The organism is Comamonas testosteroni TK102, assembly GCF_000739375.1.
Taxonomy (GTDB): Bacteria; Pseudomonadota; Gammaproteobacteria; order Burkholderiales; family Burkholderiaceae_C; genus Comamonas; species Comamonas brasiliensis.
In genome coordinates this window covers 5,678,505-5,700,068 of record NZ_CP006704.1, presented here as the reverse complement: position 1 = coordinate 5,700,068, position 21,564 = coordinate 5,678,505, and the positions used below count along the sequence as shown (strand labels likewise).

Below are 21,564 nucleotides of genomic sequence, written 5' to 3'. Positions count from 1 at the left end.
ATGTCCTCACATCTGACTCTCTGCAACGCACGGCTGCCGCACTGGTTGCTCGCGGCCCTGGGACAGCGCAGCGAGATGCCGTTGTCGCGCCTGGAAATCGCCAACGGGCGCATTGCTGCCATAGCCGACGAAGCTCCTGGCCTGCCGCGCAGCTTTGGCTCCCAGGTATGGGATCTGCAAGGAGCGCTGGTGCTGCCGACCATGGTGGACGCACATCTGCATCTGGACAAGGCGTTCACGCTGGAGCGCATGGGACCCGTGAAGCCGGGCCTGCTGGCAGCGATAGAGGCGATGATGGAGGACAAGCAGAACTGGACGGCGGCCGATGTGCGCCGTCGTGCGGGCCAGGGCCTGCAATGGGCCTATGAAGCCGGTGTTTCGCATGCACGCAGCCATTGCGACTGGTGGGAGCCGGACTCGGTGCCCGTGGCCTGGGAAGTGCTGCGCGAGCTGGCGCAGGAATGGGCCGGGCGTGTGCTGCTCGAGCGCGTCAGCCTGATTCCCCTGCATCTGTATGAGGAGCGCGGTGTGGCGATGCGTCTGGCCAAGCAGGTGGCGCTCAGTGGCGCGGGGGCCTTGCTCGGCGGCTTTGTCCATTCCACCAACTGGAGCCCGCAGGCCTTGTGCAATCTGCTTGAGGCTGCGCAGCAGCACGGCCTGGACGTGGACCTGCATGTGGATGAGGAACTTAACCCCGCAGCCCAGGGACTGGCCACCACGGCCGCGCTGCTCAAGGAACTGCGCTTCGAAGGCCGTGTGGTCTGTGGCCATACCTGCGCGCTGGCGGCGCAACCGCTGGAGCAGGCGCTGCGCACGCTGGATGCCGTGGCCAGCACTCCCATCACCATGGTCAGCCTGCCGGTGACGAACCTGCTGCTGCAGGACGCGCAAACCGGTGTCACGCCGCGGCAGCGAGGTCTGACGCTGGTCAAGGAGGCCAGGGCGCGCGGCATACCGCTGATGATCTCCAGCGACAACGTGCAGGACCCCTTCTGCCCGCTGGGCAGTTTCGATCCGCTGGAGGCGCTCAGTACCGCAGTGGCGGCCGCGCAGCTGACTTCGGCCTTCGACGAGTGGAGCGACAGCGTCTGTCGCCGCGATTGGCTGGGTCATGGTGTCGGCCGTATGCCGCTGCAGCCAGGCTCGACAGCCGATCTGGTGATCCTTCCTCAGTCCGGCGTCAGCGGCTTTCCATCCCGCAGCCACCGCCGTGTGGTGATGCGCGAGGGGCGCGTCAGCAACGGAGAGCCGCTGGCTGCCTGGTTCACAGCCTGCATTGAACGGAGCGTTGCATGAGCACAGATACCACAGGCATTGCCCAGCCCCTGGCACGTTATGCGGCCTGGCGGCGGGCGGGCGATCTGGTGTTCCTGTCGGGCGTGATCGCCGTGGACCCGGGGGCCAATCGCATCGTGCGTGGCTATGCCGACATTCCTGCTGAAGCGGCGGCGCTGATCGGGCGTACCGGTGAATTCAGCACCGATATCAAGGAGGGCCCCATCCTGGCACAGAGCTGGTGGGTGCTGGACCGCATTCGCCAGACGGTGGAGGCCGCCGGCGGCCAGATGTCGGATGTCTTCAAGCTGGTGCAGTACTTCCGCAATCTGGACCAGTTTCCGCAGTACAGCCGTGTACGCAAGCTGTTTTTTCCTGGCGAATCACCGGCTTCCACGGTGGTCGAGGTGACGGGCATGTTGCCCACGCCGGACATTCTGATCGAGGTGGAGGCCACGGCCTATCTGCCCTTGCGTTGACCCATTCATCACTCACCCCGGAGAACCCATGCTGCATGGATACACCCCTGCCGACCGCTTTCTGCCCTATCTGAGCTGGACTGAGGTTGCGGCCCTGCCGGACAAGGCCAATACCGTGATCGTGCTGCCTGTGGGCGCCATGGAGCAGCATGGCCCGCATCTGCCCTGCTCGGTGGACGCAACGATTGCGGCGGGCGTGGTCGGTGCCGCCATGGCGCAGCTGCCCGCTGCCGTGCCTGCATTCGCCATGGCCCCCATCGTCTATGGCAAGTCGGAGGAGCATCTGCACTTTCCCGGCACGGTGACCTTGAGCGGTGAAACCCTGCTGGCCACGATCAATGAAATCGGCGAGTCGGTGTATCGCGCAGGGTTTCGCAAGCTGCTGTTCGTCAACGGCCACGGCGGCCAGCCCCAGGTGCTGGAGATCGCGGCGCGCGAGCTGCGCCTGCGCCATGGCGACTTCATCGTGGTGCCGAGCTTTACCTGGCGCGTGCCGCATGTCGCAGGCCAGTACCTGTCGAACCTGGAGAAAAAGCTGGCCATGCATGCAGGCCATGCCGAGACCGCGCTGATGCTGGCGCTGGCGCCGCAGACCGTGCACATGGAGCGGGCCGTCATCAACTATCCGCCCGTGTTCCCCTCCAGCCTGCTGTCGCCCGACGGCCGTCCCGCCTGCGCCTGGACCGCACGGGACTTCGGACCCAGCGGCGTGATCGGTGATCCGACCCCCGCAACTGCGGAGCAGGGGCAGGAGATTCTGCAATCCCTGGCCCGCAGCTGGGCCGCCGCCATTGCCGAGCTGCACGAGCTGCAATGGGCCAGCCGCGACGAAGCCACCTGGGGCCGGGCCCAGCATCAGGGGCATGTGGAGCCTGCCCTGGCCTGACGCCTTTCCACGCCTTGCCTGTTTCAAACCTTCGGAGATCCGCCATGATGAAGACTGCCAAACTCCTCAAACCCCTGACCTGCGCGGCCATGCTGGCCTGCGGTCTGAGCGGCCTCGGCCATGCCGAGGAAAAATTCGTCTACATGACCAACTGGTATGCCCAGGCCGAGCATGGCGGCTTCTACCAGGCCGTGGCCACAGGGCTGTACAAAAGGCATGGCCTGGATGTCAGCATCAAGATGGGCGGCCCCCAGGTCAATATCACGCAGATGATGGCCGCCGGTCAGGCCGACTGTGTCATGGGTTCCAGCGATCTGCAGATGGTGCAGATGCGCGAGGGCGGTGTTCCCGTGACCACGGTGGCAGCGGTGTTCCAGAAGGATCCGCAGGTGCTGATCGCTCACGAGGACGTGAAGCGGTTCGAGGACCTCAAGGGCAAGACCATTCTGATCGCCGCCTCCGCGCAGCGCGGCTACTGGCCCTGGCTCAAGGCCAAATATGGTTTCACCGACTCCCAGACCCGGCCCTATACCTTCAATATCCAGCCGTTCCTGGTGGACAAGAACTCGGCCCAGCAAGGCTATCTGACTTCCGAGCCCTTTGCGATTCAGAAGGCCGGCGTCAAGGCGAACACGCTGATGTTCAGCGATCAGGGCTTCCCGGCCTATGCGACCACCATCTCCTGCATGGACAAGACGATCAAGGAGCGCAGCAAGGCGGTGCAGGCCTTTGTCACCGCCTCCATGGAAGGCTGGAAGAGCTATCTGGCCGATCCCGCGCCGGCCAATGCCCTGATCAAGAAAGACAACCCCAACATGACCGACGAACAGCTGGCCTACAGCGTGGGCAAGCTCAAGGAAATGAATATGGTCGCCGGCGGAGATGCAGCCAAGCTGGGCATCGGCGTGATGACCGATGCGCGGGCCAAGGCCAGCTATGACTTCCTGGTCAGCGCCAAGCTGATCGATCCGGCCAAGGTCAAGCAGGCCGATGCCTACAACCTGAGCCTGATTCAGAACATCAAGGTCCTGCCCTGAGGGCATGGGCTGGCAGCAGCAGCGAAAGGCAACTATGAGCGGCTCTGATATTCCCGCAGCAGCAATTCCCGCAGTGGAGGTGCTGTCTGCAGAGAAAACCTATCCCGGCGGCACGCAGGCGCTGCTGCCCGTCGACCTGCGCATCGAAGAGGGGGAGTTCGTGACCTTGCTCGGCCCCTCGGGCTGCGGCAAGAGCACCTTGCTCAAGATGGTTGCGGGTCTGCTCGAGCCCAGCGACGGCAGACTGCTGCTCTGGCGCAAGCCGGTGCCGCAGCTGCAGGCCGGCGGCAAGAAGATGGCGTTTGTCTTTCAGCAGCCCACGCTCATGCCCTGGTCCAGCGTGCATACCAATGTGCGGCTGCCGCTGGATCTGGCTGGTGTGCCGCGTGCAGAGGCCGATGCGCGCGTCGCGGAGGCACTGCAACTGGTGGGTCTGGCACGCTTTGCCAAGGCCCTGCCGCGCGAGTTGTCCGGAGGCATGCAGATGCGCGTCTCGATTGCCCGCGGCCTGGTGACCGAGCCCGATCTGCTGCTGATGGATGAGCCTTTCGGCGCGCTCGACGAGATCACGCGCCACAAGCTGGACGCGGAGTTGTTGGAGCTTTGGAGCAAGAAGAAGCTGACGGTGATCTTTGTCACCCACTCCCTCCACGAGGCCGTCTTTCTGTCCAGCCGGGTGGTGATGATGGCGGCCAGGCCGGGACGGGTGGTGGAGGAGTTTCGCATCGATGCCCCCTATCCTCGGCCTGCCGATTTCATGCTCGGCCCCGAGTTCGCCCGCCATGCGCAGCAGTTGCAATCGAGCCTGCTGCGCGCCAGTGCCATTGTGGAGGAGAGTCTGTCATGAGCGCCTTGCCCGCTTCCATTCCCGATGATGCGGCCAGGGCCGCCGACAGCAGGTCTGCCGCGACCGGCGCGCGTGCGGTGGCTGCCGCCAAGTCCGGCAAGGCGGCCACCCCCTGGCTGCTTCAGCCCAAGGTGCAGCGCGTGCTTTTGCCGGCGCTGGTGGGCCTTGTGCTGCTGCTGGTCTGGCAGGCCCTGGTGACGGGGCTGGAGTTGCCGCCTTATCTGGTGCCTTCGCCTCTGCTGATGCTGCAGACCCTGATGACGGACTGGGTGGCACTCGGCCTGTCCCTGTGGGTCACCGTCAAGATCACCTTGCTGGCCTTTGCCCTGGCCACCGTGGCGGGCGTCCTGATCAGCTTTGTATTCGTGCAGAGCAAGCTGATCGAGACGGCCTTGTTTCCCTATGCCGTGCTGCTGCAGGTGACGCCTATCGTGGCCGTGGCGCCGCTGATCATCATCTGGGTCAAGGACCCGGTGCTGTCCATGGTGATCTGTGCGGCGCTGGTGGCGCTGTTTCCCATCATCAGCAACACCACGCTGGGCCTGCGCAGTGTGGAGCCGGATCTGCTGGCCTACTTCAAGCTCAACCGGGCCACGCGCCTGCAGGTGCTGATGCGCTTGCGCATTCCCAGTGCCTTGCCCTATTTCTTCGGGGGGCTGCGCATCTCCAGCGGCCTGGCGTTGATAGGTGCCGTGGTGGCCGAGTTTGTTGCCGGAACCGGCGGGCAGGGGGCGGGTCTTGCCTACCAGATCCTGCAAGCGGGCTTTCAGCTCAACATCCCGCGCATGTTCGCCGCACTGCTGCTGATTTCGCTGACCGGCGTGGCGCTGTTCGTGCTCATGGCCTGGTGCACACGCCGGGCGCTGGGCGGCTGGCATGCCAGCGAATCCGGTAGCGACTAGCGCTTTACCCCTTTGCTCATTTCTGCTCCCGTCATGCCCGCACTGCGCGGCATATGGGCCGACTCACGCCTTGTTTTTTTGCGCCATGACCATGAACACCCATTCGATTGCCGAGAACAGCAGCCAGCTGGCCAGCGTCTTGCCTGCGCTGGACTGGATCACCGACTCCCTGAAAGTGTCGCGCCTGTCCCAGGATTTTTCCTGGTTCAGTCCGGTTCTGAAGCAGGCCCTGCAGGGCAAGCGCGGCGACATTGCGGTGCGTCCGCGCACCGAGGCCGAGATTGCCCAGGTCGTGGCCCATTGCGCGCGTCGGGGCGTTCCCATCACGCTGCGCGGCAGCGGCACCGGCAACTACGGCCAGAGCACGCCGCTGCACGGCGGCCTGATCCTGGATCTGAGCGGCTACAACAGCCTGTGCTGGGTGCGCGGCAGTGTGGGCCGGGCACAGGCCGGCATACGTCTGGCGGACTTTGACCAGCTGGCGCGCGAGCAGGGGCAGGAGCTGCGCTGGCTGCCGTCCACCTATCGCAGCGCCACCCTGGGCGGACTGTTCGGCGGAGGCTTCGGCGGTGCCGGCTCCATCACCTACGGGCCGCTCGCCTCTGCGGGCAATGTGCTGGCTGCGCGCGTGATGACGGTGGAGGCCGAGCCCCGCATTCTGGAACTGCGCGGTGCCGATGCCATGCGTCTGCACCATACCTATGGCACGACCGGCATCGTGCTCGAGCTCGAAGTGGCGCTGGCAGATGCTACGAACTGGACGGAATGCATTGCCACGTTCACGGGTTTTGACGAGGCGCTGGGCTTTGCGCAGCAGCTGGGCAATGCTCCTGGCATCCGCAAGAAGGAGCTGAGCCTGGTGGCGGCTCCGGTGCCGGCCTATTTCACCAGTCTGGCCGAGCATCTGCCCCCGGGCTGCCACGCGGTCATCGCGCTGGTGGCACCCGAAGCCGAGGAGGCCATGCAGCTATTGCTGGAGCGTCACGGCGGCACCCTCAGCTACTGCGAGCGCGGGCGCTGGTCTGCGCAGCCGGCTGCGGGCTACAAATCGCTGATCGAGTATTGCTGGAACCATACGACCCTGCATGCGCTGAAGCTGGACCGGGAGCTGACCTATCTGCAGACCGGCTACAACCCCGCAAGGTTTGGCGAGCAGCTCAAGGCCTTGCGCAGCGAGCTCGGTGACGAGGTCCTGTTCCATCTGGAGTTTCTGCGCACCAAGGAGGGACAGTTCAACTGCAGCGGGCTGGAGCTGGTGCGCTTCAGCTCGGCCGAGCGGCTCAACGCGATCATGGACATCTATCGCAAGCATGGCGTGCAGATCAACAATCCGCATGTCTACGTGGTGGAAGACGGCAAGGCCAACAACCAGCTCGATCCCGCGCTGTTGCAGACCAAGGCCGATTTCGACCCCCTGAATCTGCTCAATCCCGGAAAGCTGCGCAGCGCAGCGCTGCCGGCCTGCATCCCGACCGACTGAGGCGGTCATGCACTTCAATAGTGCCTGCGGCCCGGTGCGGTCTGCATCTGGTGCATGGGGCACTGCAATGGTGCTTGCTGACGGACGTTGCTGAGCGCAGGAAGACGCGTCCGGGCCGCATCTGACCCAAAAGAGGCAGCGGCGCCGATTCCGGCGGCTTTCAGGCCGTGCCGCAGGGGGCTGGCACGGTAATTGCACTTCAGGTTCTGCGGTCAATGTGACCGAACAAAACCTCCTGGGAGTGCTGAAATGAATCGTCGCGGAACCCTCACAACACTGGCTGCATCCATGGCTCTGGGCCTGGGGTTGACTTCTCAGGTGCTGGCTGCAGACACCATCAAGGTCGGGGTGCTGCACAGCCTCTCGGGCACCATGGCGATCTCGGAGACCGTGCTCAAGGACACGGTGCTGATGGCCATCGACGACATCAACGCCAAGGGCGGCGTGATGGGCAAGAAGCTGGAGCCCGTGGTGGTGGACCCCGCCTCCAACTGGCCGCTGTTTGCCGAAAAAGCCAAACAGCTGATCACCCAGGACAAGGTGGCCGTGGTCTTCGGCTGCTGGACCAGCGTGTCGCGCAAATCCGTGCTGCCGGTGTTCGAGCAGAACAACGGTCTGCTGTTCTACCCCGTGCAGTACGAGGGCGAGGAACTCTCCAAGAACGTCTTCTACACCGGTGCCGCGCCCAACCAGCAGGCGATTCCCGCTGTCGAGTACCTGATGAGCAAGGAAGGCGGCGGTGCCAAGCGCTTTGTGCTGCTGGGCACGGACTATGTGTACCCACGCACCACCAACAAGATTCTGCGTGCCTTCCTCAAGTCCAAGGGCGTGAAGGATTCCGACATCATGGAAACCTACACTCCCTTCGGCCACAGCGACTACCAGACCATCGTGGCCGATGTGAAGAAGTTCTCCACCGGTGGCAAGACCGCCGTGATCTCGACCATCAACGGCGACTCCAACGTGCCCTTCTACAAGGAGCTGGGCAATGCCGGCCTCAAGGCCAAGGACGTGCCGGTGGTGGCCTTCAGCGTGGGTGAGGAAGAGCTGCGCGGCGTGGACACCAAGCCTCTGGTCGGTCACCTGGCGGCATGGAACTACTTCATGAGTGTGAAGAACCCGACCAACACGGCCTTCATCAAGCAGTGGGGCGATTACGCCAAGGCCAAGAACATCGCCGGCCACAAGGACAAGCCGCTGACCAACGACCCGATGGAAGCCACCTGGGTTGGCATCCACATGTGGAAGCAGGCCGTGGAAAAAGCCAAGAGCACGGATACCGACAAGGTGATTGCCGCCATGGCCGGCCAGACCTTTGCCGCACCCAGCGGCTTCACCCTGAAGATGGACGAGAAGAACCACCATCTGCACAAGCCCGTGATGGTCGGCGAGATCAAGGCAGACGGCCAGTTCAGCGTGGTCTGGAAGACCAAGGGCCCGATCAAGGCCCAGCCCTGGAGCCCGTATATCGAAGGCAACGACAAGAAGAAGGATGAGCCCAACGGCAAGAGCTCCTGATTCGCTCCCTCGGACTGGAGAGGTCTGGTGGGCTCTCCAGTCCTGAAGAGATAGCTGCTTGCGCTTTATTGACAAGGGCTGCAGCGCTAGAAACCTGAAATTCCTATGAACATACTGCGCAAGTCATTGAGGCTGGCATTGGCCGCCGGGCTGGGCTCGTTGCTGAGCTTTGCCAGTCACGCACTGACGACCGAGCAGGCCTATGCCATGGCTGCGGCAGACGACTCCGAGCAGCGCGTGCTGGCGATCAATCAGGCCGTGCTGGCGCCGGATGCACAGACCGACGGCGGCCGCCTGTCGGCCTATCTGGGCGCGCTCGCCAACGATGAAGTGCGCGTGTCCCAGGGCAAGGTCTATGTAATGAGCGGCGACGCGGTCACCGACCCGGTGACCGGCCAGGCCGTCCAACTCCCGGCGGATGCCGAGGAGGTCGTCAGCAACAATTACCTGCGCTCGGTCATCGACACGGCGCAGGCCGCGCTGGCGTTGGGCAGCAGCGATGTGCAGGCGCGCCGCAAGGCTGCCGAGCAACTGGCCTCCGAGCCTGATGCCGGGCGGCTTCCGCTGATCGAAAAAGCGCTGGCCGCTGAACAGGACGGGCAGGTCAGAGCTCTGCTGGAGCGCAGCCAGGCTGCCAGCCTGCTGGGCAGCGACGAGGTGCAGCAGCGTCTGAAGGCGGTGGAGCAGCTGTCGCGCCAGCAGACGCCGGAGACGCAGCTGCTGTTGAACCAGCGCCTGTCCGAAGAGTCCGATCCCGGCGTGCAGAAAGCCATCAAGGCCGCGCTGGCCGGCATTGCCGAAGGCCTGGCCTGGGGCGACAGGCTGGGGGCGATTTTCAGCGGCATCAGCCTGGGCTCGGTGCTGTTGCTGGCGGCGCTGGGTCTGGCCATCACTTATGGCCTGATGGGCGTTATCAATATGGCGCACGGCGAGCTGATCATGATCGGTGCCTATGCGACCTATCTGGTGCAGGTCGCATTCCAGCGCTGGCTGCCCGAGTCCCTGTTCGGCTGGTATCTGGTGGTGGCCGTTCCCGTGGCCTTTCTGGCCTCGGCGTTGGTCGGTGCGGTGCTGGAGCGCGGCGTGATCCGCTTTCTCTACGGTCGCCCGCTGGAGACCCTGCTGGCCACCTTCGGCATCAGCCTGGTGCTGCAGCAAACCGTGCGCAGCCTTTTCGGGGCGCAGAACGTGGGTGTGGAAAACCCCGTCTGGATGAGCGGCGGGATTGCGCTGCTGCCCAATCTCACACTGCCCTGGAACCGCATCGCCATCATCGTCTTTGCGTTTGCCGTGCTGGCGGGCGTGGCCTTCATGATCGCCAGAACGCGGCTGGGCCTGTTCGTGCGCGGCGTGACGCAGAACCGCGCCATGGCCTCCTGTGTCGGCGTCAACACGGCACGCACCGACACCTATGCGTTTGCACTGGGCTCCGGTATCGCTGGTCTTGCCGGCTGCGCCCTGAGTCAGATCGGCAATGTGGGCCCGGATCTGGGGCAGAACTACATCGTGGACAGTTTCCTGGTGGTGGTGCTGGGCGGCGTGGGGCAGTTGGCTGGCACCGTCTACGCGGCTCTGGGCCTGGGCGTGCTCAGCAAGCTGCTGGAAGGCTGGACCGGGGCAGTGCTGGCCAAGATCGCCGTGCTGCTGTTCATCGTGGTCTTCATTCAAAAGCGTCCGCAAGGCATTTTTGCCCTGAAGGGCCGCAGTGCGGAAACATGAACTCCCTGAGTCGCTTCGCGCCTTCCCCCCTCAAGGAGGACGACAGCCTCGCTGCGGGGCGGCGCGGCCGGCGTAGGCCCTTGCTCGCTGTTCCTTGCGAAAGCTGGCTTTCTCAAACATTGCGTTCTGGACCGGAGCTATGAGCGTGTCAACTTCTTCATCCCCTGCATCCGCACCACCGCTGGTACTTCCTGCTCCCGAGTCCTTGCTCAGCGGCAAGGGCTGGACGGCATTTCTGCTGGCCCTGACCATGGTCTGCGCCGTGGCTCCCGCACTCAATCTGTGGGTGCCCGAGGACAGTGCGCTGCACCTGTCCGACTACATGCTGGGCCTGCTGGGCAAGTTCATGTGCTATGCCATCTGCGCGCTGGCGATTGACCTGATCTGGGGTTATACCGGCATCCTGAGCCTGGGCCACGGCCTGTTCTTCGCACTGGGCGGTTATGTGATGGGCATGTACCTGATGCGCGAGGCCGCAGGCCCCGATGCATTGCCTGCCTTCATGGGTTTTCTGGACTGGAAGGAGCTGCCCTGGCACTGGGCGCTGTCGGGCAGCTTTGCCGCCACCGTGCTGCTGGTGTTTCTGGTTCCGGGCCTGATCGGCGGGCTGTTCGGCTACTTCGCCTTTCGCTCGCGCATCAAGGGCGTGTATTTCTCCATCATCACCCAGGCCCTGACCTACGCCGCCATGCTGCTGTTCTTCCGCAACGAGACCGGTTTCGGCGGCAACAACGGCTTCACGGGCTTCAAGACCCTGCTGGGTTTTTCCGTCAATTCGCAAGCCATGCATGTGCTGCTGTTCGCGCTGTCGGGGCTGGCGCTGCTGGGCTGCTTTCTGTTCTCGCGCTGGCTGGTGCGCAGCAAGTACGGCCGCGTGCTGCAGGCCGTGCGCGATGCCGAATCGCGCACCATGTTCTGCGGCTACAACCCGCTGCCCTACAAGCTGTCGATCTGGGTCATCTCGGCCATGATGTGCGGCCTGGCGGGCGCGCTCTATGTGCCCCAGGTGGGCATCATCAACCCCAGCGAGATGAGCGTGGGCAATTCCATCGAAATGGCGGTGTGGACTGCCGTGGGCGGACGTGCCTCGCTGGTCGGCCCCATCATCGGCGCGTTTGCCGTCAATGGCGGCAAGAGCTGGCTCACCGTGGCCGCACCCGAATACTGGCTGTACGTGCTGGGTGCGCTGTTCATCGTCGTGACGCTGTTCATGCCGGGAGGACTGATTCGCCTGCCGCAGCAGCTTCGCCAGTGGCGTGAGAAGCGCAAGGCCCAGGTCCGGGATCCGTTGAACCAGACTGCAGCCGCAGCTGCCAAAGCCGCTGCCGAGCCGGCTTCTGCCGATGCCCTTGAAGGAGTGCGCGCATGACCCCCGATCTGATGCAGGAAGGCGAGCAGCGCCTGGCTTCCTACCAGCAGCGCGAAGCCGCGCTGCGCACCGAATCCGGCGGCCGCAACGCCAGTCTGGCGCGCCCCGTGGTGGCCGGCGAAGTGGATGTGACCCACGGCCGCATCCTCTATCTCGAAGACGTGCATGTGAGCTTCGACGGCTTCAAGGCCATCAACGGTCTGAACCTCGATATCGCGCCCGGTGAACTGCGCTGCATCATCGGCCCCAATGGTGCGGGCAAGACCACGATGATGGACATCATCACCGGCAAGACCCGGCCCGACAGCGGCACGGTGTTCTTCGGCTCCACCATCGATCTGCTGCGCTACAAGGAACCCGAGATCGCCGCCATGGGCATTGGCCGCAAGTTCCAGAAGCCCACGGTGTTCGAGCAGCTCAGCGTGTTCGAGAACCTGGAGCTGGCGCTCAAGACCCACAAGGGCATTGCCTCCTCCATGCTGTTCAAGCTCAGCGGCGCGCAGAGGGATCGCATTGCCGAGGTACTGCACACCATTCATCTGGCAGGCAGCGTAACGCGCCAAGCCGGGCTGCTCAGTCACGGACAGAAGCAGTGGCTGGAGATCGGCATGCTGCTGGTGCAGGAGCCCAAGCTGCTGCTGCTCGACGAGCCTGTGGCCGGCATGACCGATGAGGAAACGGTGCGCACGGCCGAGCTGTTTCTGACGCTCAAGGGTAAGCATTCGCTGATGGTGGTGGAGCACGACATGAGCTTTATCGACACCATCAGCGAGAAGGTCACGGTGCTTTGCGATGGCTCGGTACTGGCCGAGGGAACGCTGGCCGAGGTGCAGGCTGACGAGCGCGTGATCGAGGTGTATCTTGGGAGGTAACCCCCTGAGGCACTTTGCCTGGGCGGCCCCGCGCCTTCCCCTCTCTCTGCGCGCTTCGCGCTGAGGGAGGGGGACGACTGCTTCGGTGCGCGGCGGCGCTTCCTCGCTGTCTCTTTGATTGGGCAGCGCCAGTTTCAAACGTCATGCGCTTCGCAGATAGTCAAATTAGATAGCTGCTTGCGCTTTCTGTGTAAGCGTTAGAGGTTGAAAATGCTTAAAGTTCAGAACCTGCATCAGTACTACGGCGGCTCGCACATCCTGCGGGACGTGAATTTCACGGCCGAGATCGGCAAGGTCACGGTGCTGCTGGGCCGCAACGGCGTGGGCAAGACCACCTTGCTCAAAAGTCTGATGGGGCTGGTTCCCATCAGAAGCGGCGGCATTGAATGGCAGGGCCGCGATATCGCGCGCAGGACGCCCTATGAGCGCGCGCGCAGCGGCATCGGCTATGTGCCTCAGGGGCGCGAAATCTTCTCGCGCCTGTCGGTGGAAGACAATCTGCGTATGGGTCTGTCCTATTGTTCGGCAGGCACCCGGATTCCGGGCGAGCTGTACGAGCTGTTCCCCGTGCTGGGGCAGATGCTGCACCGCCGTGGCGGCGATCTCTCGGGCGGGCAGCAGCAGCAGTTGGCCATTGCGCGCGCGCTGGCGCCGCAGCCCAAGATCCTGATCCTGGATGAGCCCACCGAGGGCATACAGCCCAGCATCATCAAGGACATCGGCCGCGTGATCCGCATGCTGGCCAATCGCGGAGACATGGCCATCCTGCTGTGCGAGCAGTACTACGACTTCGCCGAGGAGCTGGCCGACCACTATGTGGTGATGGAGCGCGGCGAGGTGATCGCATCGGGCCCGGGCAGCGAGATGCAGGAGAAGAACGTGCGCTCGCTGGTGGCTATTTGAACAGCGGGCGAAGAAAAAAAGGTGCCGCAAGCGGCACCTCAAAGCCTCAGGCCATGCCCGGAGGACAACTCATTTCGTCAATACGCCGCGCCGTGCGCGGCCAGCACCGGATTGCCCTGTATGGCAGTGCTGGCACGGCCGTCCGCGCCCCGGGGGACTTCGCCCACCAGCGTGGTGCGGTAGAGCTGGCGATCGAACTCCAGCGCAAAAATATCCTGCGGTGCCACATGGGCAGTGGAGCGGTTGTCCCAGAAGGCCAGCGAACCGGGTTCCCACTTGAAGCGCACGGTGAACTCGCTGCTGACGGCGTGCTCCCAGAGCAGCTCCAGCAGCACGCGCGATTCGCGGGTGGAGAGTTCCACGATGGACTTGAGAAAGCCGGGGCTGATGTAGAGTACCTTCTCGCCGGTCTCGGGATGAATCGTGACCAGCGGGTGTTCGCTGATCAGGGTGTTGTCGCGCACCAGATCCAGATATTCCTGCGATGCCGTGGCTCCCTGCGGGGCGCTGAAGCGGTGCTCACCACGCAGGCCCTGCAAAAAGGCCTGCAGCGGTTTGGAGAGCGCTTCGTAGGCAGCGGCCAGATTGGTCCATTGCGTGTCGCCGCCATAGGGCGGAATTGTCACGCCGCGCAGAATCGATGCGGCAGGCGGGTTGTGGGCTGCCGTCACATCGGCATGCCAGCCGGTCCAGGGGCGCTGTTCGGCCTGGCCGCTGTGGCGGTTGGCCTTGCGGTGCTTGGCAATCGAATACAGCTCGGGAAAGCCTTCGACATGACCGAAGACGGGGTGGCCGGGCGTCAGCTCGCCAAACTGGCGCGAAAAGGCAATCTGCTGCTCATGGCTGAGGTGCTGATCACGAAAGAAGATCACCTTCCAGCGCAGCAATGCCGAGCGGATGGTGTGCACTTCGGCGGCACTCAAGGCCTGCTTCAGATTGACGCCGCTGATCAGCGCGCCGATATGCGCCGACTGCGGCGTGATGCGGATATGCGGAGTGATGTTGCTTGCGGAGCTCAGGCGTTCGTCCAGATGCTGCAGCGGAGCGTGGGGAAGGGGCATGTTCATGGGATTTTTCCTGATGAGAGCGGTGCTTCAGCGGGCCTGGGCGATACGGGAGGCGCTGGGCGACAGCAGGCCGAGTGCGTTCAGCAGAGCATGGCTGCGTTCGACCTGTGCACTCAGGGCGCGGGCGGTTTCCTGCGGGCCGAGAAACACGGGCTCCCACTGGTTCAGCGTCACAAATTCCTTCCACTCCCGGGTTTCGGAAACCTTGCGCAGCGCATTCACCCAATACGCTTGTTGCGCGGTGCTGGCACCGGGCGCCGTCATCACGCCCTGAAACGAATCGCTGACATAGTCGATGCCCTGCTCCTTCCAGGTGGGCGACTGGGCGAACACGCCTTCAAGCCGCTTGTCGGCGGCAATCGCCAGCACGCGCACGCGGCCCGACTGCAGGTAGGGCAGCAGGTTCGGCGTGGTGGCCGAAACCACATCGAGATGGCCGCCGGCCAGTGCCACCATGGATTCGGCGGAGGACTTGTAGGGAACGATGCGCAGCTTCTGGATATTCACGCCGCCCTGCTGCAAGGGCTGGGCCACGCCCAGATGGATGTGATTGCCCAGCGTGGTGGCGATGCCGATGGAGTATTTCTCGGGGTCCTGGCGCAGCTGGGCGATCAGGTCCTGGGCATTGCGCAGCGGCGAATCCGCACGCACGACCACCGTGGTGAATTCGCGCAGCAAGGTCACCAGCGGCGTGCCTTTTTGCAGGTGTGCGGGCAGGGCGTTCTGCGCCAGGCTGTTGCCGTAGCTGGTGCTCAGCGTCATCAGCGTGTGGGCGTCGCCAGGGTGGCGGTGCAGGCTTTCCAGCGCGGCGATCGCATGCGCGCCGGACTTGTTGCTGACCACGAACTGCGGTGCATGGCCATCGCGTGCCAGCAGCTCGGTGAGCTTGCGGGCTGCCAGATCCAGCGCCGCGCCGGCCCCGCTGGGGACAATGAATTCCGTGGACTTGCTGGGCTTCCAGGCCTGTGCCGCTGCACCGCCGGATTGCGCGGCAGCAGGGCCAGTTGCCAGCGTGCAGCACAGCACCGCCATCGATGTCAGCCATGGGGCCAGAGTGCGATGCAGGCGGGAATGAGTTACGGTACTGGCCGACATGAATGCTCCTGAAATCAATCGCCATGCGCTTTGCGGGCTGGCGTGCTGAAGACTGTAGAAGCGCGCCAGCCTTGCAACAACGAATGAATTTTCATGAGTTAGTAAGCAAAAGAGCTGAGCTACCTGGGCCTGAGCGGCAGGCCTGCTTGAAGAGGCAAGAACGACAATGACCTGGCATGCGCAACTGGCGCTGAACTATTCCCTGCAGGCCGGCAAGACCTCGGTGCATTTCACGCACGATGGTCCGCTGCGCATCCTCAAAAGCCTGTATCCCGAGGGGCCGGCCATCTGCCACAACGTGCTGGTACACCCGCCGGGCGGGCTGGTGGGCGGTGATGTGCTGGACATAGATGTCCATGTCGCAGAAGGTGCGCATGCGCTGGTCACCACGCCCGGTGCCACGCGCTTTTACAAAAGCAACGGCAAGCAGGCCATGCAGCGCACCCGGCTGCGGCTGGACCCCGGTGCGCGGCTGGAGTGGCTGCCGCTGGAGGCGATTGCGTACAACGCCTGTGATGCCGTCAACCACCTGGAGTTCGAGCTTGCCGAAGACGCACAGCTGCTGACCTGGGATGTCACGGCACTGGGCCTGCCGCTGGCCGCCCAGCCCTATGAGTCCGGCAGGTTCGAGCAGCACATCGAATGGCCGGGCCGGTTCCTGGAGCGCGGCGTGGTCAACGCGCAGGATGAGCTGCTGCTTAACGGCGATCTGGGGCTGGCCGGGCATCGCTGCCTGGGCAGTCTGATCTTTGCCAGCGGCTCACCGATTGCGCGCCATCAGCGCGAGGCCTTGCTGGAAGGCACGCAGGAGCTGCTTGCAGAGGCCGCCCCGGCAGTGTTGAGCGGAGTGACGGCTCCCAATGAAAACATGCTGATTCTGCGCAGTGCATCACCTGTGGTCGAGCCTGTGATGATGCTGTGGAAAACCGTGTGGAGTTCCTGGAGAAAAGAACTCTGGGGGCTGCAGGGGGGGACTCCCAGAATCTGGTCCATGTGATCGCTGTTGCGCGGGCCTCGGCGCCGTTTCAACGCACCAACTGTTTCCTGCATCGGGCCAGCTCGGCCTGGGCCCAGTTCAGGCGTTCGCGCAGCTGGGAGCAGGCCGCACCGGCGTTTTGCGGATCGCGTTCCGTGCAGTGCTCCTCGACCATGGATATCAGGGCGCGCGTGTGGCGGTTCTGCTCCAGGGTGCAGGCGCGCGTGCCCGCTTCGGCTCGCGTTCCGCCTTGCGAGCGTGTGCCGGGCGGCACGGCCGTCCAGCCCCGATTGTACCAGGGCGAGAAGGAGGCTGAAGGCGTGATCTCTATGCCGCTCACGCGTCCCTCCAGGCCGGGAAATGTGGACAGCATGGCGGCGGCCACCAGGGCCGGGTCGCTCATGCGTCCCAGGGCGGTATCGCAGTCCATGACATCGGGATCCAGGCCCGGCGGCAGCAGTCTCAGCACGCCATAGATGCGGGTGGCGTCGGTCTCCAGTTCCTTGACGCTGCGCCCGTTCCGGCCCGGCACCAGGCCCATGCCGACCAGTTGGTACTGCGTGTCGCGCAGGGCGGTATCGGGGCCGGTGTGGATCTCGACCTCCCCCGAGGCCCGGCCCGCGAACATGAGCAGCCTGAAGGCATCCGTGGAGAACAGCGCCTGGATCTCCAGATGGCAACGGGCAGGCGCGGCGGGGCGCAGCACGCTTGACCAGTCCTTGGCAGCGTCGCGGTGGACCAGCATGGCGGTGCGCGGCAGCATCTCCACGGCTATCCGCTCCTTGCCCAGGCTTACGGTTGCCGGCACGCCGGCGTCAATCGAGCTGGCTGTGGGAAATTGCGCCAGTGCCTTGAAGCCATGCTGCATCGCGGACAGCCGGTCGCTGCTGACAATACCGCCTGTGGCGATCTCCAGTCGCCCGTTCTCGAAACGGTAGTGGCTGGGCACTTCGTCGGTTTCGGTGTAGCTGCCATGGCGGGTGGAGACCCGGTAGCGGATCTCGCGCGCGCCCATTTCCATGAAGGAACTCAGCGTCTCCAGCAAGGCCTGGCGTGTGGCGGCGTCGTCCTGGCGCAGCGTGATCTCCACGCGTGTGGAGCCATAGCCCAGCAGTTTGCCGAACGCATGCTGCATGACGGCCTGGTTCGGAAAGGTGATGACCGCCCCCACCATGGCCGCCATGGCCGCCACGCCGCCCAGCAGCAGCGGCCAGGTCGAGCGCTCGTCAGCGCGAGCGCCAGTCATGGCGCTCCAGATGGCTTGAGCGCCATGGCCCAGCCAGCTGGTGAGAACGAAGGCGATGAGCGCCACAGCCGGTGCCCACACAAGAATCAGCAGTATTTGCAACAGGCCCATATGGGCATTGATTCTAGGCACAAGCCTATATGGCCTGGCGGCGGCCGCCGGCCAGGTGCTGCCCGCCTGGGGCTGCCCGCCTGGGGCTGCCCGCCCGGGACGCTACAGCGCCAGAACGATTCTGGACTCCGGCGTCCTGGCGCGCGAGCAGCAGCTCATCATCTTGGTGCAGGCCGTGCGCTCGGCACGGGTCAGCACCATGTCGCGATGATCGATATCGCCTTCGAGCACCGGCACCTCGCAGGAGCCGCACAGGCCTTCGCGGCAGTCGCACTCGATATCGATATTGGCGCTGCGCAGCGCATCGAGCAGGGTTTCATCGTTGCGCACCTGCAGCGTGATGCCGGATTCGCGCAACTCGACTTCAAAGCCGTGCTCCTGGTCCGGGTCCAGCGCGCCCAGGGTGCTGGAGAAATGCTCCACGCGCAGGCTGTCCTCGGGCCAGTGCTGGCTGGCCTGGGCAAGGCCGTCGAGCATGCGCTGCGGACCGCAGGCATAGATCTGTGCGTCGGGCCTGACCTGGGCCAGCAGCGCCTGGTAATCGGCTCGCTGGCCTTCTGCGCCCACATAGATCTGCAGACGCTCGCCATGCCGTGCCTGCAATGCAGTAAGCAGCGCCATGCGCTCGCGCTGACTGCAGCTGTAGTGAATTTCATAGGGAATGCCCAGGGCCTGGGCGCGCGCCGCCATGGCCGCAACCGGCGTGATGCCTATGCCGCCGGCGACGAGAATCAGCTGCTGCGCGCTTTCGTCGAGCTTGAAGTGGTTGCGCGGGCCGCGCATCTGCACCTTCATGCCGGCCTGCAGCGCCCCATGTATCCAGGCCGAACCGCCGCGGCTGTGCTCCTCGCGCAGCACGGCGATCTCGTAGGTGTCCGCCTGCTGCGGATCACCGCATAGCGAGTACTGGCGCGAGATGCCCGTGTCGCCGCAGTGCAGGTCGATATGCGAGCCCGGGGTCCAGCGCGGCAGGTCGCGCCCGTCGGGCGCCTTGAGGCGCACGCGCAGCACGTCCTGCGCAATCAGCTCGGTGCTTTGCACCAGCATGCTGCGGCTGACGCCGCCCTGCGAGGATTCGCCGATGCGCACGGGCTGCTGCTCGGCCAGCACGGCGGGATTGCCGCGTTCGGGGTTGCGGCTCACGTCCCATTGCACCCACAGATGTTCGGGGCCGCGGAACGAGGTGTTGGGCACATAGGTGAAGCGTTGCTCGGCCAGCTGCATGTGAGGCAGGCGGCGCGTGAATTCCTCAAGGAAGATCTGCATTTCCATGCGCGCCAGATTCTTGCCCATGCACTGGTGGGAGCCGTAGCCGAAGGTCAGGTGATCGCTGGCATTGTCGCGGTGGATGTCGAACAGGTCGGCATCGACAAAATGCTGCTCGTCGTGGTTGGCCGAAGAGGTAACGATGAGCAGCTTGCTGCCGGCCGGAATGGCCTGGCCGCCGATCACCACATCCTTGGTGGCCAGGCGCCGCCAGGCGGCCACCGAGCCGTTGTGACGCAGGCATTCCTCCACGGCGTTGGGGATCAGCGAGGGATCGGCGCAGATTTCCTGCCAGACCTTGGGGTGCTGCAGCAGCAGCTTGACGGCATTGGCCGCGGCGTTGGCCGTGGTCTCGTGCGCGGCGACCAGGCCGGCCATCATCATGGAGTGCAGATAGGAATCGGTGACGACTTCGGGCAGCTCCTTTTGCTTGCGGATGCCGTATTGCATCCAGCCCTCGGCGTCGGGATCGGCACGCATCTTGTCGAGAATCCGGCCCGCGTGCTGCCAGAAGTTGCCCACGGCATGAGCCACGGCAAGCTGCTCCTCGGCCCGGGGTCGTCCCCAGGTGTTGACGGTGTGGGCAATGCTGTACTGGCGCAGCGTGTCCATATCGTCTGCGGGCACGCCCAGAAAATGCATGGCCACCGTCAGCGGTACTTCCCACAGCATCTGATCGACGAGATCGGCACGGCCGTCGTCGATGAAACGGTCCACATATTCGCGGGCCAGCCGGCGCACCATGGGCTCGTGGTGCTTGAGCTCCTCGGGCGTGAAGGGCTGCATCAGCGCGCGTCGGCGCGGCATGTGGGCGGGCTCGTCCTCGTTGACCAGGGTGCGGTTCAGCGCAAAGCCATAGCTGGCGAGCACGGCATTGGCCTCATCGCCTGTCGGCGTGATCTTCTCCAGTGCGATCGAGGGGCTGAAGGTCAGGTTGTCGCGGAAGATGGCCTTGATGTCGTCGAAGCGCGTGACCACCCAGTAGCCCAGCTGCGGGCTGTAGAACACCGGCTCCTGTTCGCGTGCCCAGCGCACATATTCGGGCGGGTCCTGCTGGTAGCCGTCGGCAAAGGGGTCGAAGCTGGCGGCCCCGTGGCTGATGGGGCAGCCCGTAGGGCCGCTCTGGCCGGTGGGCTTGCCGAACTGGCTGTGATCGATGGGGCAACGGCTGGGGGTGGAAATGGTCATGGCTATCTCATGGGGTGGCAGGTAGATGGGGCAACCATCTATAGGGCATGCAGAGACGGCCTGCCGCCAGCCTCTGCGTTTGCAAAGCTTGCGCTACGAAAATAGTTCCTGGTCGGCAAAACTGGCGCGCTCGCAAAAGAGAGACAGCGAGCAAGAGCCGCCTCGCAGCGGGGGCTGCCCCAGCGAGGGCTGCCCCAGCGAGGCTGTCGTCCCCCATTGGGGGAAGGCGCGAAGCGACTCAGGGGGCAGTCTCAGTCCAGCGTGATGTTCAGATCCTTGATGAGCTTTTGCCAGCGTGCGCTTTCGCTGTGGATCAGTGTCTGGAACTGCTCGGGCGTGTTGCCCACCGGCTCCACGCCAAAGTCGATGAGCTTTTGCTTGACCGCAGGCTCGTTGATGGCGGCGACCACCTGCTTGTTCAGCGCGGTGACGACCGTGGCCGGTGTCTTGGCCGGGGCCACCATGCCGACCAGGGCCGCGGCCTGCACGCCGGGCAGGCCCAGCTCGGCAAAGGTGGGCACATCGGGCAGCTGGGGCAGGCGCGTGGCATTGGCCACGGCCAGGGGGCGCACCTTGCCGCCCTTGATGAAGCCGGCGCCGGCGGCCAGGTCCACCATCATCACGGGAATCTGACCGCCCGCCACATCGGCCAGCGCCGGAGCCGCGCCGCGATAGGGTGCATGGGCGAGCTTGAGGCCGGCCTCGGACTTCAGCAGTTCCATGGCCAGATGATGGGGACTGCCCGCACCGGCGGAGCCGTAGTTCACACCCTCGGTGCTGGCCTTGGCGGCAGCAATGAACTCCTTGGCGGTCTTGGCCTTCTCGGCGGGGCCGGCCACCAGAATCATGGGAAAGCGACCCATGAGCGTGACGGGCATGAGGTCCTTGCCGGGGTTGTAGCTCAGGCTCTTGTAGAGCACGGGATTGAAGATCAGCGTGCCGTTGTCGGCAGACAGCACGGTATAGCCGTCGGCCGGTGCGCGCGCGGTCTCAGAGGCGCCGATGGCCGTGTTGCCGCCCGGGCGGTTGTCCACGACGATGGGTTGATGGGCCTGGGCGCCCCATGCCTGGCCTATGGTGCGGGCCAGGAAGTCCGAGCCGCCGCCCGCGGCGTAGGGCACGATCCAGCGCACGCTCTTGCTGGGGAACTTGTCCTGGGCCATGGCGGTGCCGGGGACTGCGGCCAGCCAGAGCATGCTGGCGGCAAGAACAGAGGCGGTGAAGAGGCGTTTTTTCATTGAGGGTGTCTCCTGGGCTGTGGTGTTGTTTGCCTGCGGGTTAACCAAGCTTCACTCCGCCTGCGATTCCGCTTTAATACAGAAATTGTT

General features: G+C 64.5%; 18 protein-coding genes. 13 read left to right on the top strand and 5 right to left on the bottom strand.

What is annotated here, in order from left to right:
• The 12 genes from O987_RS25825 (at position 1) to urtE (ending at position 13,287) form a co-directional block, all read left to right on the top strand.
• A complete protein-coding gene (locus O987_RS25825) occupies positions 1-1,296 on the top strand; it encodes an amidohydrolase family protein (RefSeq protein WP_003060629.1) in 1,296 nt (431 codons plus the stop codon).
• Entirely contained in the window at positions 1,293-1,754 is a 462-nt protein-coding gene (locus O987_RS25820) for a RidA family protein (protein ID WP_003080988.1), read from the top strand. Before O987_RS25825 ends, O987_RS25820 begins: the two co-directional genes overlap by 4 nt.
• A 28-nt stretch (positions 1,755-1,782) precedes the next feature.
• On the top strand, positions 1,783-2,640 hold the full coding sequence (locus O987_RS25815) for a creatininase family protein (RefSeq protein ID WP_003060635.1): 858 nt from the start codon (positions 1,783-1,785) through the stop codon (positions 2,638-2,640).
• Positions 2,641-2,684: 44 nt separating this feature from the next.
• Positions 2,685-3,677 carry an ABC transporter substrate-binding protein gene (locus tag O987_RS25810; protein ID WP_043375641.1) on the top strand — a complete coding sequence of 331 codons (993 nt, stop codon included), beginning with the start codon at positions 2,685-2,687 and terminating at the stop codon, positions 3,675-3,677.
• 34 nt (positions 3,678-3,711) lie between these two features.
• Positions 3,712-4,524, top strand: a complete 813-nt coding sequence (locus O987_RS25805) for an ABC transporter ATP-binding protein (protein WP_003060638.1) — start codon at positions 3,712-3,714, stop codon at positions 4,522-4,524.
• Positions 4,521-5,426 carry an ABC transporter permease gene (locus O987_RS25800; RefSeq protein ID WP_003060640.1) on the top strand — a complete coding sequence of 302 codons (906 nt, stop codon included), beginning with the start codon at positions 4,521-4,523 and terminating at the stop codon, positions 5,424-5,426. Before O987_RS25805 ends, O987_RS25800 begins: the two co-directional genes overlap by 4 nt.
• A 91-nt stretch (positions 5,427-5,517) precedes the next feature.
• Entirely contained in the window at positions 5,518-6,906 is a 1,389-nt protein-coding gene (locus O987_RS25795) for an FAD-binding oxidoreductase (protein ID WP_043377039.1), read from the top strand.
• Between the two features lie 249 nt (positions 6,907-7,155).
• Positions 7,156-8,424, top strand: coding sequence for an urea ABC transporter substrate-binding protein (gene urtA / locus O987_RS25790; protein ID WP_043375638.1), 1,269 nt, complete (start codon positions 7,156-7,158; stop codon positions 8,422-8,424).
• Positions 8,425-8,529: 105 nt separating this feature from the next.
• Complete coding sequence (gene urtB, locus O987_RS25785) at positions 8,530-10,143, top strand: urea ABC transporter permease subunit UrtB (RefSeq protein ID WP_051962264.1); 1,614 nt, start codon at positions 8,530-8,532, stop codon at positions 10,141-10,143.
• Positions 10,144-10,282: 139 nt separating this feature from the next.
• Complete coding sequence (gene urtC, locus O987_RS25780; protein WP_051962263.1) at positions 10,283-11,512, top strand: urea ABC transporter permease subunit UrtC; 1,230 nt, start codon at positions 10,283-10,285, stop codon at positions 11,510-11,512.
• Complete coding sequence (gene urtD, locus O987_RS25775; protein ID WP_043375636.1) at positions 11,509-12,384, top strand: urea ABC transporter ATP-binding protein UrtD; 876 nt, start codon at positions 11,509-11,511, stop codon at positions 12,382-12,384. Before urtC ends, urtD begins: the two co-directional genes overlap by 4 nt.
• Positions 12,385-12,594: 210 nt before the next feature.
• Positions 12,595-13,287, top strand: coding sequence for an urea ABC transporter ATP-binding subunit UrtE (gene urtE, locus O987_RS25770; RefSeq protein WP_003060654.1), 693 nt, complete (start codon positions 12,595-12,597; stop codon positions 13,285-13,287).
• A gap of 77 nt (positions 13,288-13,364) precedes the next feature.
• Here urtE and O987_RS25765 read toward each other — a convergent pair whose 3' ends face one another.
• Together O987_RS25765 and O987_RS25760 are read right to left on the bottom strand one after the other, a co-directional pair.
• Positions 13,365-14,354, bottom strand: coding sequence for a TauD/TfdA dioxygenase family protein (locus O987_RS25765; RefSeq protein ID WP_003060656.1), 990 nt, complete (start codon positions 14,352-14,354; stop codon positions 13,365-13,367).
• A 27-nt stretch (positions 14,355-14,381) separates the two neighbouring features.
• A complete protein-coding gene (locus O987_RS25760) occupies positions 14,382-15,449 on the bottom strand; it encodes a tripartite tricarboxylate transporter substrate binding protein (RefSeq protein ID WP_003060658.1) in 1,068 nt (355 codons plus the stop codon).
• A gap of 166 nt (positions 15,450-15,615) precedes the next feature.
• Between O987_RS25760 and O987_RS25755 the strand changes: the two genes are divergently transcribed.
• Complete coding sequence (locus tag O987_RS25755; protein WP_043375633.1) at positions 15,616-16,446, top strand: urease accessory protein UreD; 831 nt, start codon at positions 15,616-15,618, stop codon at positions 16,444-16,446.
• Between the two features lie 28 nt (positions 16,447-16,474).
• Here O987_RS25755 and O987_RS25750 read toward each other — a convergent pair whose 3' ends face one another.
• The 3 genes from O987_RS25750 to O987_RS25740 all read right to left on the bottom strand — a co-directional run bounded on the left by O987_RS25750 (position 16,475) and on the right by O987_RS25740 (position 21,474).
• Entirely contained in the window at positions 16,475-17,782 is a 1,308-nt protein-coding gene (locus O987_RS25750) for a hypothetical protein (RefSeq protein ID WP_043375631.1), read from the bottom strand.
• A 102-nt stretch (positions 17,783-17,884) separates the two neighbouring features.
• Complete coding sequence (locus tag O987_RS25745; protein ID WP_043375627.1) at positions 17,885-20,236, bottom strand: cytochrome P450/oxidoreductase; 2,352 nt, start codon at positions 20,234-20,236, stop codon at positions 17,885-17,887.
• 251 nt (positions 20,237-20,487) lie between these two features.
• The gene (locus O987_RS25740; protein WP_043375624.1) at positions 20,488-21,474 is read right to left on the bottom strand and encodes a Bug family tripartite tricarboxylate transporter substrate binding protein; all 987 of its coding nucleotides are present in this window, start codon (positions 21,472-21,474) and stop codon (positions 20,488-20,490) included.
• Positions 21,475-21,564 lie beyond the last annotated feature (90 nt).

Coding starts and splice junctions, on each gene's coding strand:
- urtE (WP_003060654.1), top strand. CDS start 12,595: ATGCTTAAAGTTCAGAACCTGCATCAGTACTACGGCGGCTCGCACATC.
- urtB (WP_051962264.1), top strand. CDS start 8,530: ATGAACATACTGCGCAAGTCATTGAGGCTGGCATTGGCCGCCGGGCTG.
- O987_RS25820 (WP_003080988.1), top strand. CDS start 1,293: ATGAGCACAGATACCACAGGCATTGCCCAGCCCCTGGCACGTTATGCG.
- O987_RS25810 (WP_043375641.1), top strand. CDS start 2,685: ATGATGAAGACTGCCAAACTCCTCAAACCCCTGACCTGCGCGGCCATG.
- O987_RS25805 (WP_003060638.1), top strand. CDS start 3,712: ATGAGCGGCTCTGATATTCCCGCAGCAGCAATTCCCGCAGTGGAGGTG.
- urtC (WP_051962263.1), top strand. CDS start 10,283: ATGAGCGTGTCAACTTCTTCATCCCCTGCATCCGCACCACCGCTGGTA.
- O987_RS25815 (WP_003060635.1), top strand. CDS start 1,783: ATGCTGCATGGATACACCCCTGCCGACCGCTTTCTGCCCTATCTGAGC.
- O987_RS25755 (WP_043375633.1), top strand. CDS start 15,616: ATGACCTGGCATGCGCAACTGGCGCTGAACTATTCCCTGCAGGCCGGC.
- O987_RS25825 (WP_003060629.1), top strand. CDS start 1: ATGTCCTCACATCTGACTCTCTGCAACGCACGGCTGCCGCACTGGTTG.
- O987_RS25745 (WP_043375627.1), bottom strand. CDS start 20,236: ATGACCATTTCCACCCCCAGCCGTTGCCCCATCGATCACAGCCAGTTC.
- urtD (WP_043375636.1), top strand. CDS start 11,509: ATGACCCCCGATCTGATGCAGGAAGGCGAGCAGCGCCTGGCTTCCTAC.
- O987_RS25795 (WP_043377039.1), top strand. CDS start 5,518: ATGAACACCCATTCGATTGCCGAGAACAGCAGCCAGCTGGCCAGCGTC.
- O987_RS25765 (WP_003060656.1), bottom strand. CDS start 14,354: ATGAACATGCCCCTTCCCCACGCTCCGCTGCAGCATCTGGACGAACGC.
- O987_RS25800 (WP_003060640.1), top strand. CDS start 4,521: ATGAGCGCCTTGCCCGCTTCCATTCCCGATGATGCGGCCAGGGCCGCC.
- urtA (WP_043375638.1), top strand. CDS start 7,156: ATGAATCGTCGCGGAACCCTCACAACACTGGCTGCATCCATGGCTCTG.
- O987_RS25750 (WP_043375631.1), bottom strand. CDS start 17,782: ATGGGCCTGTTGCAAATACTGCTGATTCTTGTGTGGGCACCGGCTGTG.
- O987_RS25760 (WP_003060658.1), bottom strand. CDS start 15,449: ATGTCGGCCAGTACCGTAACTCATTCCCGCCTGCATCGCACTCTGGCC.
- O987_RS25740 (WP_043375624.1), bottom strand. CDS start 21,474: ATGAAAAAACGCCTCTTCACCGCCTCTGTTCTTGCCGCCAGCATGCTC.